This window comes from Bacillus sp. GW823-FHT06A10, assembly GCF_058795375.1.
Map to the genome: position 1 here is coordinate 498,673 of NZ_JBXAHT010000001.1, position 13,398 is coordinate 512,070.

A 13,398-nucleotide genomic window follows, 5' to 3' on the forward strand; every position below is an offset into this window, starting at 1 on the left:
TGAATTTAGCGTAAACTTTATTTCGATAGTGTTAAATATCGAAAGGAAAATGAAGGATTTCTACAAAAAAAGTTGTTAAACATAAAAAATGGTTCATAACCCGTTAGTTTCTATAAATATGACGAAAAACACCGTAAAACCAATAACACATTTCATCTAATAAAGAAGAGAATGAAATATTTTAAAAGGATAAAACAAATATGAAGATATTAAATTTTAAAAAAGGTGAGGAGGAAATATAGTAACGATTACATACAGTGTTCCATGTTTTATTACAAAATAGACGTGCTTAAATCGAACAAGTTTCTTCTATATAAATAGAGTGAAAAATGATTGGGATAAATGTAAAGGAACCTTGACGTAAAGTTTACTTTACATATATACTCGATATATGGGAGGAGGGAGAAATTTCCTTGGAAAATAAAATGGTCGAATACCGAAAAAAATTTGGACTATCTCAAGAAAAGTTGGCTGAGAAACTTGGAGTTTCCAGACAAACCATCATTTCAATTGAAAAGGGGAAATACGATCCATCACTTCCGCTAGCATTTGAAATAGCAAAAACATTTCAAACAACGATAGAACATGTATTTATTTATGAAGAAAAAGAAGAGGGGGAATAGGGGTGAATTATTCACAAAAGTACTTTGTAATTATGGGGATTATTTTTCTATTTATGAGTGGGTTTATGATATTAACAGGTATAATGACGCATTCTGCACCGCCAGCTATAACGTATCCATTGCTTGGGATGATGATTATGAGTTTCTGTCTAAGCTACTTGCACCCGCAATTTAAAGAAAAAGACGAGCGAATGAAACTTATTCGTTATAAAGGAATGTTTGTAACCTTTTTTGCATTAACAGCATATTATCTTCTTTTCTCTATCGGCTTAAACTTAAAAATACTTACACTATCTGCTACTGAATTATTGAATATACTTATGGCACTTACGATGAGTACCGTTTTTATCTCATTTGTTGTTTTGGCAAAAAGATATTAAGATGGAAGAGAGAAAGGAAGATTAACATATGCAAATGATGTATGCTTTTGGCATTGGGCTTGTATTATTTTTAGCTGTATTCTTATTTATTCGTAAAGACGTTCAAGGCGGGACGTTAACGAAACGAGGATTTTATAAAATGATCGGCTGCTTAGTTGTTATGTTTATAGCGATTATTGTAATGATCGTTTTAATAAGTCAGTCACTATAGAATGTAAAAACGGAACCTTACTTCGGTAAGGTTTTTCTTTATTATTTAACCTAAAAATCACCATTAAATCCATTTACTATAAATAACTTGTATTATATAATCCAATGAAATGATAGATAAGGAGTGTAGTATATGAATAAAAAAACTATCTTCTATTTATTAACTTGTCTACTACTTGTAGCTAGTACTACTTATATAATATGTAACAAACGAGAACAAGTGCCACCTATATTAGTATGGGACGAACAAGAATACTATGTTACGAATGAACCTGCCAAAGTAGAAGAAGTTGGGCAAAAACTTGGTGAAGTAACAAAAAAAATTAAAACAAGTAAAAAACCTATTAAAAATAGAGAATCTAATACATTACAAGAGAAAACAGAAGTATTCACAATGATTGAGGAAGAAAAAGGTCCTCAATCACCTTTAATCATAAAGGAAACTTATAGTGATGAATATAGGGTAGTGAGGCCGATGTTGAAGCAAGTATTATGATGAAAAGGGGATTCATATGCAGACAGTAACTTCGTATCCGTGGGTGTTAAGAAAAACTTTTTCCTTTGCTTTATTTTGTCTCCTATCGGTGCAATTTACATTGTAATGAATAGAGGGGGACTACAAAAGAGAGATTTCATTTTATATTTATTATTTGCTGCTATTAATATATGTTGGCTGTCACTTATGATTTTTGATTGGAGTGTGTGGATGGTAGCGGGTAGTAGGGAGCAGAAAATGTGGTTCATTTGTGCTACGGATACAGATTGATAGAAGAGGGACCTTGTAGGAATGCTGCAAGGCTCTTTATATTTTTGGGAATTAATAGAAAATTAATCATATAAATGCTATACTAAAAAATGTTTGTAATGTCAGTTTCATAATATTGTATGATGCTGACTTACTAGAAAAGATAAGAGGAGAATGAACGTGCAAAAGATAAAGAAATTATTGCTATTAATGATGGTAGTGGGATTAACAGCAGGTGTTTTAGCAGGGTGTGCAAATCCGAAAGATACTACAGAAGAATTTTTAACAGCGATACAAAAAGGTGATGTAGAAAAGGCTCGTACATTTGTTGAGAGTGACAAGGAATTTAATAAACTAAATGAAAAAACAGATGATGCTGAGGCAAAAGCAATGCTGAGTGCAATTACGAAAAACTTTAAATTTGAAAAGCTAGAAGAAGTATCGAAAAAGGATGACAAAGCAGAAGTGAAAGTGAAAATTACATCTGCAGATCTATCCGTTGCTGTAACAAAAGCAGTGGGAGAAGTTATGCCAATGGCGTTCGCTAGTGCCTTTAGTGAAGACAAAGAACAATCTGAAAAAGCAATCGAAAAAACAATGACATCAACTATCGTCAAAAACTTAGCAGATAAAGATGCAGCAATGGCAACTCGCGAAGTTACATTGAACTTAAAGAAAGACAAAGATGGCGACTATAAAATCGTTGCTGACGATAACTTGAAAGAAGTATTGTTTGCCAATGCGAAGTCTTTGGAGAAGATGTTTGGTGGAAAGTGATTGAATTAGATAACAAGAGACACCATATCACGTAGAAGGTTGATATGGTGTCTCTTGTTTATGACCCCGGAGAGGCTCGAACTCACGACCTCCACCCTGTCAAGGTTTGAGGGTGAATATGGGGGTATTATTATATGTATAATTGTTGATAACTCAACTTTTCCGATAACTCTATTAACACAATTATACATATTTGATTGACACCCTACAAGGGATTTTAACAACAATATTTAAGAAGAAACTAAAAAAATACGCCCATCATCAATTAAGATGATGAGCATGTACAAAATAAAATATTTTATTCAGATTCAAAAGAAATTTGCGCTAGACAATCCGGGGTTGTTTCTCCTAAATCATCGCAAATACTTTTATAGTTATCCCATATTTTTTTATTTGTTTTATAAAAACCTATTAAAACTTCTTTCAAATGTCTAGGAGAATATACAGAGTTTAAAGCGCTATTTAAAGCTTTTACTATCGTGTCATCAAGTTCAAAATTATCAAGGTAATATAATACCAAATCTTTATTCCTATTACCCCAATTAAAATCGTGCTTTATTTCTCTTTCCTTAAAAGCATGTTTGTAAAAGCTATCAAAGAATCCTTTATCCTTCAAATACATTTTTGGGAATTCTTCTTTTAAAAATTGATCTTCACCAAATATGTCTGATGGAATATTATTAAACATGTGCAAAAATAATTCATCTAATTGTTCTTTTGGAATTAAGTTATTTTGAATCATCATTATAAATATCTTATAATCTACCGCAATTGCAAAATCTTCTTTCCATAAGCTTCTTACATATCCAGGTTCTTTATGGAAATGCTGAATAAGATTAGGTTTTTCTCTCAAGAGGAAATAGGTAAATCTACGATTATCCTTTAAGAAATCGATAAGGATTCTATTTCTTTCTTCTGGTAATGTAAAGAGTTCTGACCACACTAAAATCTCAGGAGTATCCATGAATGCAAAACGTTTTTTTGATCCATATGTTATTTTTAATAACTCTTCTAAAAAACCTTTATATTCAATTAGTTCTATAGCAAAAGGAACTTGTTTTATAATCGGTCCAACATCTGTTCCACTTGGAGTAATAGATGGATTTAAATAATTTATAATTTGTTCAATGACATGTGCTTTTCCGCCATTAACCACAAATTTTGATAAATTAGATTCTATGAATAACCAGAAACTCTCTACATGTGGATAATCTATGGCATTTCCTTTAGCATGTGCACAATCATTCCTTCTATTTTTCCAATAAAAATATTGTTCGTATAAATCGTTAGATACTTTAAAAACTGGTTTTTTCTTTGCCTTTATGGATTCTATAACATGCTTTTCCCACGTTTCATCATTTTGTAATTGTATTTGAATGTTGCTCCATTCTTGATCTTCATACTTTTCTGGCGTCTTTGATAATAACATTCGATGTTTAATTACAGTTTGAAAACCCAAAAATGAAAAAAGAAGAGCCGCACGATATGCTGAAGCTTTGTAGCATTTTACACTTTCACTGAATAAATCTTTCGCCTCATCTTCTATTTCTTGATTATCTAACCAATCTGAAAATCTTAATCTCATTTTTAACACTCATTCCTTTTTAATATGCAAATATCTTTACGTATTATTCTATTACATATCTCATGTCATTTTCACCATAATATTTCTTTATATGTAAATTAAATACACAACAATACAGAACATACATTCCTTTTGGTGTGATATAATGGAATAAATTAGATATTTATACATAGGAGGAGTGTTATTTGACTGAAAATAGAGATGCTTTTGTATTGCTAAAATGTGTAGAAAGTCAATTTGCAGAAAGTATATTAGATGGGAATTTTTATTTTGCAAGGAATAGTTATTTTATAGATTTAGAAGAAAAACAAATTGATAAAGGTATTGGTGATAAAAGGGAAGGCGTATGGAGTCGTGTGTTGGATCCGAAAAAGGACAAGTTATCTTTTATTACCGAAGATGGAATAGAAATACCTTTTACTTATAATAGATGTGTTTTTCGTCAAACAAGTAGTGAATTAAAACATTGCCCTATATGTTGTTTTGTAATGCTTTCTGTAAAAAATGATTTCATTGTAAATGAAGAACAAAGTATATTAACTCTGAAACCAGAAGTCGAAAGAAAACTATCAGAACAATTTGCTGGTAGGGATTTAATTCTTATTACAAATATGGATGAATTTATTGAAAGAATGGATGCAACTTGTAAAAAAGAAAAACTTGGATGGATGCGTGGACGAGTTGCATATTATGATGACGAAACTGAATGTCACCCTTTATCTCGAGAAGAAGCAGAATCAAATCCTGTAAGAACGCTCCTTTATAAACGTAAATTCTTTGAATTCCAAAAAGAATTTCGTTATATTCTTAAAACGCCTCAAGATAACGACAAATTATTAGATGTTGGGAATATTAGAGATATCGCATATAATCTTGGGACAATAAAAAAAGGGAAATTCCAAATTGGGTTCCGATATAGCATAGAAACTATGGAATAAATCGGAAAGAAAAAGGGGCACGGTAATGTTAATTAAATTTTTTAGACCTGAGCATGTTCAACAGTTTTTAGATGGTATGTTGTATTTTAAAAATGCAGGTTACTTTATAGACGAAGAAGAAAAACGAGGAAATAAAGGAATAGGCGATAAGCATGAAGGCTCATTCTTTTCTCCATTCAATCCGCAAACACATGAAATTTACATAAGTATTGGTGATGGGGAGGAAAAACACAAATTGAATATTACTCGAGGTTTTTCCACATCAAGATATGAAAACGTTCGTCAATTGCAATTAACTTGCTTTACAGCGATCACTTTAGATGATATGGAAAATATCAATGAGAGCGAACAAAAAATAAAAGATGAGTTAATAGAAGAATTAAAAAAAGATTTTGAAGGTAGAGTGCCTGTATTAATTTCAGATGAAGATACATTTTTTGATAAAGTAAAAGATGCTTTTGAAACCGCTGATATAGGTGCCAAACGTGGTTTTGTTAATTATTTCGATAGATACAAAGGTTATCCGTTAACAGAAGAAGAATATGAAAACGATATTACAAAAGCATTTTTTTACAAGGAAAATTATTTTAAATCACAAAGAGAATATCGAATTATAACTTCGCACCCTGTAGAAGGTGATTCGTTAGAATTACATCTTGGTGATATAAAAGAATGTGTTGTCAATTTAGAAAGCGTTGATAATTTAAAAAATATTATGTTGCAAACGTTAGAAAAGGAGGAAGTGTAATCATGAGCAAATATGCACCATTAAGCGATTATTTAAGCAAACATGAAGGAAATCATATCAGATTACGTTTCGAAGAAATTGAAGCGATTATATCCGACAAACTACCGAAATCTGCATCTACGCATAAAGCATGGTGGTCAGATGATAAAACACATGTACAGGCGAATGCTTGGTTAAATGCTCAATGGAAAGTAGATAATGTGGCATTAGGCGAATACGTGGAATTTGTGAAATAGGTAGGTAACTTACGGTTACATACCCAACTAGCGTTTCAGGAACACAGGTTGAAATGTGAAAATAATTCACATTTGGTGTTTCAACTGTAAATTTTTTTTACAATTGGATTGCGACATTTTGTCGCAGTTAACATGATTTTAACTGTGAATTTTTTTCACAGTTAAGGGTACGAAGATTGTTCGTATCCTTGAGGGATACATGTAGTATATGTACCCTTGAGGGTTCGTAACAGTATTACGAACCTTAATGCGTAATGAATGTTTACGCATATATATATAAGGAAGCGGTGTTTTACCGCTACCCATTCTATACACTGTATATAGCGACTGTGTTCAACATAAGGGAGTCGTGTTTCACGACACCCTTCAAGGGGGCTCTAAAACGGAGATCCCTTTCCAATTGCAAATTATTTTTGCTATAAAAGGAGACCCAAATTTAGGGCTTCCTTTGAGATAACAAGAGGCCTTGCATAATGCAAGACCCTTGACTCCATATTTTTCAACCATTCTTCACGTTGAATCCGTCTTTCTTCACGCTCTCGCTCTTGTCGTCTCGTCTCATCATCTTTAGCAAATAAATTGACCCACACATTATAAATAAATAACATCATCATTATTACAACTGACAGAAATAACAAGATCGTCTTTATTCGTTCCGATAGTAACACTTTCTTATTCCGTTTCATTGCTTATCCCTTGTAACTTTGATTATTTATTCGTGCAATGCTCTTTCTCAATTCAACTGAGTCCTCAAAAGCGTAACATTGGTATTTTTTATTTTTCCGATTCCGTGTCGTATATTCCAAATCGTGTCCCGCTTTTATTAAATCCATAGCAAGTGTTTTTTTGTAAATCATCTTAATTCCCATATCATATTCCCCTTTAGTAATTTGATAGTTTTAATCAATCATCATATGGACGGTATTGCTTGCGTTTCCTAATGAGTTCTTCTTTCTTTTTCATAATGTCATCACGTAAAAATATATTCACGCCTGTCGTCCGTTTGATTGGTTCTAGTTGACCTTTTTTCAATAGCGCATTCATGCGTGAACGACTGATACCCAGTATTTCAATTGCTTCCGAAGTGACCAAAATTTCTGTACGAGCAAATTCTTGTTTATCAAATTTTTGTAATATGTATACGTCGTTCATGGTATCGCTCCTTATATAAAATAAATCCGACATGCAAAACTTACATGTCGGAAATCTTATCATGCAAAGTTTGCATTATTGAAATCTCGATGTGTAAGTTATGCACATCAGAAAATTCAGAGGTGCATAACTTACACTTCTAAAATCTTAATGTGCATGGTTTGCACGTTTGGAATCTAACATCGTCAGCAACGATGTTGAAGGTAGTAATCAAGTTACTACCTTAGGATTTAACACCTTTCAAGATGTCTTCTATCTGTTCAGCAGCTCTCATATCAAACAACTTTATTACATGAAGTAAATCGCAACTCCTTGTTTCTTCGAATATTTCCGCTAGCAATCTCTTATCATTTAATAGTCCCATTTCAATGTAGTGTTCTAATGTTCTAATCCCCATTTCTGTGTTCTGATGTACATAAAATAGAGTCGTCAGTGCTCCTATTGCTGAATGAACATTTTGTCTTTTCATTTTCAACCAACCTCCTAATTTATTCCATTTTCTATATTATAATACATTTGGAATAATTCTTAAATAAGAATCGAAAAAAATTTCGTGGCTAAGTTTACATCGCAAAACTTCTCAATATAATAGCGGTGTTATGTAAAAACGAAACGAAAAAATTTTAAACAACACGGACAATAAACGCCCAAGAGTTTGAGAAACTATTAATAGAAATCTAAACTTTGTCCGTTTACTGTCCCATAGATGGAGGATATATATAATGAAAAAAAATTACATTACAGATGTTATCACCAAAGAAAATGTGGAAGATATTTTAAAACCAGGCTTCAGCCTAATCGCCTCACCCACAGGAACAGGCAAATCAACATTTATCATCGAGGATTTAATCAAACCGATGTTCAGAAATAAAACGTACGGATTTGGAAGCGGAAAGTATCACGATTTCGCCAGCGCAAATTCATTGTTACTTTCTAACAGAACAGCGGTACGGATTAAGACCGAAGAGGATGTAACGAATTTATATGAAAAAATGGGCATCTTCTCATCGTCTAGTGTCGATGTAAACAGTTATCAAAAGGTATCAACAACAAAGAAAACAATTGATGATATTGACGAAGCAGACGTTATTATATGCGATGAATCGCATTACTTCATTGCAGACGCTTGGAATTTAACAACTGTTCGTATCATGTTAAAACTCATTGAAGTAGCAAAAACAAAACCTGTTATCCTGTTTACCGCAACGCCACAATTGATCCTCGAATATTTCAAGTTCAGAAGTCTCCATTTGAATACATTCTTGGATTACCGCAAAGAACTTGGCTGGGAAAACAGAATGGACTTCATTTGCTCCAACAAACCATTAAAGGAAATCCTGAAGGACATTCCTAAAGGTGAAAAATGGCTAGTGTTTGTGGAAAACGGCAAATCCAGAAAAATGATAAAGAGATTGTGCGAGCAATTAAACACAGAAGGATATGACGTAGAATACTACCATTCTATGTGGATTCAAACACGTGATGGTAAATTTACTGGTCAGAAAGATGAAGAAATGCAGGATAAAATCGGATTGTTGGTACAAGACAAACGTTTCAAAACTCAAGGAGCGCTTGCAAATAAAGCGATTGATAATGGCATTGATTTAAAGGACAAGGACTTAAAACATATCATCCTTCTGAATCAATTCGACCATGTGCAATTACAACAGATGATAGGTCGTAAGCGTTTTGACGTAGATGACGAGAACGACAGATTAACAGTTTGGTTCACGACTGAAAAGAAACCCGTTTTAAGCAACACATACAAAAGGCTGACTGATGCAATCGAAATTTGTTTCAAATACAAAAATTATCACGATGATATGATTGATAAATTCCGATATTCAACTAAGGTGGAATTTGAAATGAATGAAGTAGAGTTCACCGACGAGAAATTAGAAAAAACAACTTTGGAGAAAGTGTACAAGATGTTCTTGGAGAAATATGAAGACGAAGAAATGGAAGAAAGAATCGTAGCATTAAAATTGAATCGTCACCACTTACAAAATGAACATTACGTGGGATTACTAACATTCCAGAAAAAATATATCATTCCACTATTAATGGAAGACCAAGTGGAAGAAACAGATGCAACAGGAGCTTCAAAATCTGTTATGAAAAAGTCCATTGTACGCAATTATCAAACTCTAGTAAAAGAATTGTTCGGGCGCTTATCCAAGTTGTTATGGTCAAGCACTTATGATGCAAAGCAACAAGAATTTAACAATCGTGTAGCAAATGAATTAGCACCGTACTTGGAATCTCTTGAAGGCATCCAACTGATGAATGAAGCCAAGCGAGATTTTGAAGCGCAGATCAGTTATTACTATGGAGCATCAAAAAAGAGTGAAAGATTAGCAAGTTTTACGAATATAAACAAATTTATAGAAGAACATGGTTTTAAAGTTAACAAAACACGTAAAACGATTGATAAGGAAAAAACAACAATTTGGACGATTGAAAGAACATAAATCGTATGGGACACAAGACGGACATTTTTTGAACTAGTATTAATACTTTTTAAAAAGCACGTCCGTTTACTGTCCGTAATAAAAAGGAGAATGAATCATGGAAGAAAACGTTAAATTGGCAATGAGTGAAGCAATGATGGCAAATAAAATTACAGAAGTGTTTGCGATACTAGATAAATATAATATCAACTCTGGTGAAGATTATATGATTATACGATTGTTTGAAGAGTCCGAGGAAGCAAGTAAAGAAGCTCGTGAACGTACCAAACGCATTGAACAAGGTAGAAAGATTGCCCGATTAAAAAAGAAATACGGTTATTTACAGGATCTGTCGGATAATCAAGTAGATGTGTTCTATGCACATTTGTTATATGAAAAGAATCCGAATGATATATTCAACACTCGTTACGAACATCTTGTATTTGAGTGTTCACATAAACGACGTATCAAACGACAACAGGTAAAACAGGAGCAACTATTCTCTCAAGGATTAATCAAGAATAAATACGATGACCGAACATTGAATGAAGTATATTCTACATATGCAGGTAACTATGGCTTCGGTTCATATACAGATGAAACATATTATATATTAAGCATATATGAAGCAAAGCATTGTAAAGCATGTGAGCATTTAATTGAGTGCAAATGCAAATGCAAATGCAAATAGCACAGTAAACAACTATGTTTTTGTGTGCTCGAGAAATGTATATATATAGTATAACTCAAAAATACGGAAAATATAGGAAATGTAAATATATCAAAGAAACCAAATAATAGCCCCTGTCAAAAAAGAAAAAAACTAAGGGGAACGAAAGGACAGAAGGGTGGGAGAATACTAAAAAATCGACCCCCTTAATCAAAAAAATCGAGAAAATGACGTTTTTTAGATGTGAAAAATTGCGTAGAACCGCACCACTAATGGGTTTCTATCCCCAACTTGGATAAAAAACATGCGATTTTTATGTCATTTTTATGCGTTTTTTATGCAAAAATCTATAGAAAATTGCACGTTTTTAACGAAAATTTTAAGGTTTTTATATAGAAAATACTATAAAATTTTTATTATATGAAAAATACCCTGTTTTCCATAAATTCCAATACTATTTGCATATGTATATGGTAAAATTTGATATTATAAATATAAATTTGTTTGGAAAGTTTATGAGGGGAGAATTTATAATGGACAAACACAAAATGACCGAACGTGATATTTGTACAAAATATATTACACCAGCTATTGTGAATGCTGGATGGGATTTACATAGACAAATAAGAGAAGAATATCAAATAACGGACGGCAGAATTATTGTGAGGGGAAGTCTTGTTGCTAGAGGAACGAAGAAAAGAGCAGATTATGTATTATTTTATAAAACAAATCTACCTATTGCTGTAATCGAAGCTAAGGATAATAAACATTCAATTGGTCATGGCATTCAACAGGCAATTGGTTATGGTGAGATGTTAAAAGTGCCTTTTGTATATTCTTCAAATGGTGATGGCTTTCTTGAACATGACCGATTAACAGGTAAGGAACGACAAATAGGTTTAGATGAATTTCCAAGTCCAGAGCAATTATGGAATCGTTATAAACAGCATAACAATATTGATAATCAAGAGGAAACGTTAATTACAGAGCCGTACTATTTTCAACTTGGTGAAAAAACACCTCGATATTATCAAATGAACGCAATTAATGAAACGATTAAGAGTGTGGCAAAAGGTCAAAATAGAATATTGTTAGTCATGGCAACAGGGACAGGAAAGACATATACTGCTTTCCAAATTATTTATCGTTTGTGGAAAGCAAGGAAAGCTAAGCGCATTTTATTTTTAGCAGATCGGAATATCCTAGTTGACCAAACAATGAATCAAGATTTTAAGCCATTTAAGACCGTAATGACAAAAATTAAAAATCGTAAGATAGATACAAGCTATGAAGTTTACCTAGGATTGTACCAAGCAATAACAGGTCCTAGTGAAGAGGATAAGACTTATAAGCAAGTCCCTCCTTCTTTTTTTGATTTGATTGTAATTGACGAGTGCCATCGTGGTTCTGCAAAAGAAGATTCACAATGGAGAGAAATTATTGAATACTTTTCAGATGCTGTACAAGTTGGGCTCACAGCAACACCAAAAGAAACAGAGGATGTTTCTAATATTGGCTATTTTGGAGAGCCAGTATACACTTATTCATTAAAAGAAGGGATTGAAGATGGGTTTCTTGCTCCATATAAGGTATATCGTTATGGATTCGATAAGGATTTAATGGGCTTTAGGCCTAAAAAGGGGCAACTTGATAGAAATGGAGAAGTTATTGAAGACCGTATTTATAATACGATGGATTTTGATACAAATTTAGTATTAGAAAAGCGGACGGAATTAGTTGCAAAAGTTATTTCGGATTTTCTTAAAAAGCAAGATAGATTTATGAAAACGATAGTTTTTTGTATTGATATTGAACATGCTGAACGTATGCGACAAGCATTAGTAAATGAAAATAGTGATTTAGTAAAAGAAGATTCACGATATATCATGAAAATTACAGGCGATGATAACGAAGGTAAAGCGCAATTAGATAATTTTATAGACCCTAATAGTAAGTATCCAACTATTGTAACGACATCAAAATTACTTACAACAGGTGTAGATGCAAAAACCTGTAAGATTGTAGCCATAGATTCACGGATTGAATCTATGATTGAGTTTAAACAGATTCTTGGTCGTGGTACAAGAATCAATGAGAAACATGATAAACTGTACTTTAATTTACTGGATTTCCGAGACGTTTCTAATAAATTTGCTGACCCTGATTTCGATGGGGATCCTATTCTAGTTGATAATGGTGATGATGAAAGCGGAGAAAATGGAAAAGGTAGTCAAGGAAAAGGCGGAAGAAAAGGTAATGATGGTGGCAATGACGATGAAGAAGGTACAGAACCGAGAAGAAAAATATATGTAAATGATGTAGAAGTAATATTGTTACATGAACGAGTTCAGTACTATGATAAAGATGGTAAGTTAGTAACGGAGTCGCTCAAAGATTATTCTAAACGTAATATAAAGGAAGAGTTTGCCGACTTAAATGAGTTTCTAAGACGTTGGAATTCCGAAGAACGAAAAGAAGCAATTATTGAGGAGTTAAAGGAACATGGTGTTATTTTAGATGCGTTGCGTGAAGAAACAGGTCTAAATGAAATTGATGATTTTGACTTGATTTGTCATATAGCATACGATATGAAGCCATTGACTAGAAAGGAACGGGCTAATAATGTAAAAAAACGAAATTATTTCGGTAAGTATTCAGAAGTAGCACAAAAGGTATTAGAAAATCTCTTAGAAAAGTACATGAATGAAGGAGTCTATAACTTAGACGATGCCAAAGTTTTAAGACTTGAGCCATTCTGTGAAATTGGAAAACCAAAAGATTTGATTCAAGCATTTGGCGGAAAAGGTGGTTGGAATAAGGCTGTAAAGGAATTAGAAAGAGAGTTATTTGACATTAGTTAAATCGCTGATTGGAACACATGTTG

General features: G+C 32.8%; 15 protein-coding genes and 2 pseudogenes. 12 read left to right on the forward strand and 5 right to left on the reverse strand.

Features of this window, described 5'->3' with window-relative positions; genetic code table 11:
- Positions 1–413 precede the first annotated feature (413 nt).
- From AC1Q8M_RS02580 to AC1Q8M_RS02605, 6 genes and pseudogenes are all read left to right on the forward strand, one after another.
- Positions 414–623, forward strand: a complete 210-nt coding sequence (locus AC1Q8M_RS02580) for a helix-turn-helix transcriptional regulator (protein ID WP_097822203.1) — start codon at positions 414–416, stop codon at positions 621–623.
- Between the two features lie 2 nt (positions 624–625).
- A complete protein-coding gene (locus AC1Q8M_RS02585; RefSeq protein WP_001109901.1) occupies positions 626–1,003 on the forward strand; it encodes a hypothetical protein in 378 nt (125 codons plus the stop codon).
- A gap of 28 nt (positions 1,004–1,031) precedes the next feature.
- Entirely contained in the window at positions 1,032–1,214 is a 183-nt protein-coding gene (locus tag AC1Q8M_RS02590; RefSeq protein ID WP_001178302.1) for a DUF3976 domain-containing protein, read from the forward strand.
- A 132-nt stretch (positions 1,215–1,346) separates the two neighbouring features.
- Positions 1,347–1,709, forward strand: a complete 363-nt coding sequence (locus AC1Q8M_RS02595; protein ID WP_097822204.1) for a hypothetical protein — start codon at positions 1,347–1,349, stop codon at positions 1,707–1,709.
- Between the two features lie 16 nt (positions 1,710–1,725).
- Positions 1,726–1,979, forward strand: a pseudogene (locus AC1Q8M_RS02600) (hypothetical protein).
- Positions 1,980–2,138: 159 nt separating this feature from the next.
- The gene (locus AC1Q8M_RS02605; protein WP_001169482.1) at positions 2,139–2,735 is read left to right on the forward strand and encodes a DUF4878 domain-containing protein; all 597 of its coding nucleotides are present in this window, start codon (positions 2,139–2,141) and stop codon (positions 2,733–2,735) included.
- Positions 2,736–3,033: 298 nt separating this feature from the next.
- Here AC1Q8M_RS02605 and AC1Q8M_RS02610 read toward each other — a convergent pair whose 3' ends face one another.
- Positions 3,034–4,320, reverse strand: coding sequence for a hypothetical protein (locus AC1Q8M_RS02610; RefSeq protein ID WP_098855621.1), 1,287 nt, complete (start codon positions 4,318–4,320; stop codon positions 3,034–3,036).
- A gap of 185 nt (positions 4,321–4,505) precedes the next feature.
- Here AC1Q8M_RS02610 and AC1Q8M_RS02615 point away from each other — a divergent pair, with 185 nt between their 5' ends.
- The 3 genes from AC1Q8M_RS02615 to AC1Q8M_RS02625 are packed head-to-tail and all read left to right on the forward strand — an operon-like array spanning position 4,506 to position 6,242.
- Positions 4,506–5,258 carry a hypothetical protein gene (locus tag AC1Q8M_RS02615; RefSeq protein WP_098431282.1) on the forward strand — a complete coding sequence of 251 codons (753 nt, stop codon included), beginning with the start codon at positions 4,506–4,508 and terminating at the stop codon, positions 5,256–5,258.
- Between the two features lie 25 nt (positions 5,259–5,283).
- Complete coding sequence (locus tag AC1Q8M_RS02620; protein ID WP_098855620.1) at positions 5,284–6,006, forward strand: hypothetical protein; 723 nt, start codon at positions 5,284–5,286, stop codon at positions 6,004–6,006.
- Between the two features lie 2 nt (positions 6,007–6,008).
- A complete protein-coding gene (locus AC1Q8M_RS02625; protein ID WP_098431284.1) occupies positions 6,009–6,242 on the forward strand; it encodes a DUF7662 domain-containing protein in 234 nt (77 codons plus the stop codon).
- A gap of 488 nt (positions 6,243–6,730) precedes the next feature.
- Here AC1Q8M_RS02625 and AC1Q8M_RS02630 read toward each other — a convergent pair.
- From AC1Q8M_RS02630 to AC1Q8M_RS02645, 4 genes and pseudogenes are all read right to left on the reverse strand, one after another.
- Positions 6,731–6,928 (reverse strand): annotated as a pseudogene (locus AC1Q8M_RS02630) (hypothetical protein); the annotation flags it as partial.
- 3 nt (positions 6,929–6,931) lie between these two features.
- Positions 6,932–7,111, reverse strand: coding sequence for a hypothetical protein (locus tag AC1Q8M_RS02635; protein ID WP_098431286.1), 180 nt, complete (start codon positions 7,109–7,111; stop codon positions 6,932–6,934).
- Positions 7,112–7,145: 34 nt separating this feature from the next.
- Positions 7,146–7,394, reverse strand: a complete 249-nt coding sequence (locus AC1Q8M_RS02640) for a hypothetical protein (RefSeq protein WP_098855619.1) — start codon at positions 7,392–7,394, stop codon at positions 7,146–7,148.
- A 223-nt stretch (positions 7,395–7,617) separates the two neighbouring features.
- Complete coding sequence (locus AC1Q8M_RS02645; RefSeq protein WP_098431287.1) at positions 7,618–7,863, reverse strand: hypothetical protein; 246 nt, start codon at positions 7,861–7,863, stop codon at positions 7,618–7,620.
- 253 nt (positions 7,864–8,116) lie between these two features.
- On the opposite strand from AC1Q8M_RS02645, the gene AC1Q8M_RS02650 reads away from it, so the two are divergent.
- From AC1Q8M_RS02650 to hsdR, 3 genes are all read left to right on the forward strand, one after another.
- Positions 8,117–9,865 (forward strand): DEAD/DEAH box helicase family protein, encoded by a 1,749-nt coding sequence (locus AC1Q8M_RS02650; RefSeq protein ID WP_098855618.1) that lies wholly within the window; start codon positions 8,117–8,119, stop codon positions 9,863–9,865.
- Positions 9,866–9,962: 97 nt separating this feature from the next.
- A complete protein-coding gene (locus AC1Q8M_RS02655) occupies positions 9,963–10,535 on the forward strand; it encodes a hypothetical protein (RefSeq protein ID WP_098855617.1) in 573 nt (190 codons plus the stop codon).
- A 512-nt stretch (positions 10,536–11,047) separates the two neighbouring features.
- A complete protein-coding gene (gene hsdR / locus AC1Q8M_RS02660) occupies positions 11,048–13,375 on the forward strand; it encodes an EcoAI/FtnUII family type I restriction enzme subunit R (RefSeq protein WP_098855616.1) in 2,328 nt (775 codons plus the stop codon).
- Positions 13,376–13,398 lie beyond the last annotated feature (23 nt).

Excerpts from the sequence above, each read along its gene's own strand:
- AC1Q8M_RS02650 (WP_098855618.1), top strand. The coding sequence starts at position 8,117 with ATGAAAAAAAATTACATTACAGATGTTATCACCAAAGAAAATGTGGAA.
- AC1Q8M_RS02645 (WP_098431287.1), bottom strand. The coding sequence starts at position 7,863 with ATGAAAAGACAAAATGTTCATTCAGCAATAGGAGCACTGACGACTCTA.
- hsdR (WP_098855616.1), top strand. The coding sequence starts at position 11,048 with ATGGACAAACACAAAATGACCGAACGTGATATTTGTACAAAATATATT.
- AC1Q8M_RS02595 (WP_097822204.1), top strand. The coding sequence starts at position 1,347 with ATGAATAAAAAAACTATCTTCTATTTATTAACTTGTCTACTACTTGTA.
- AC1Q8M_RS02655 (WP_098855617.1), top strand. The coding sequence starts at position 9,963 with ATGGAAGAAAACGTTAAATTGGCAATGAGTGAAGCAATGATGGCAAAT.
- AC1Q8M_RS02640 (WP_098855619.1), bottom strand. The coding sequence starts at position 7,394 with ATGAACGACGTATACATATTACAAAAATTTGATAAACAAGAATTTGCT.
- AC1Q8M_RS02625 (WP_098431284.1), top strand. The coding sequence starts at position 6,009 with ATGAGCAAATATGCACCATTAAGCGATTATTTAAGCAAACATGAAGGA.
- AC1Q8M_RS02610 (WP_098855621.1), bottom strand. The coding sequence starts at position 4,320 with ATGAGATTAAGATTTTCAGATTGGTTAGATAATCAAGAAATAGAAGAT.
- AC1Q8M_RS02590 (WP_001178302.1), top strand. The coding sequence starts at position 1,032 with ATGCAAATGATGTATGCTTTTGGCATTGGGCTTGTATTATTTTTAGCT.
- AC1Q8M_RS02635 (WP_098431286.1), bottom strand. The coding sequence starts at position 7,111 with ATGGGAATTAAGATGATTTACAAAAAAACACTTGCTATGGATTTAATA.
- AC1Q8M_RS02620 (WP_098855620.1), top strand. The coding sequence starts at position 5,284 with ATGTTAATTAAATTTTTTAGACCTGAGCATGTTCAACAGTTTTTAGAT.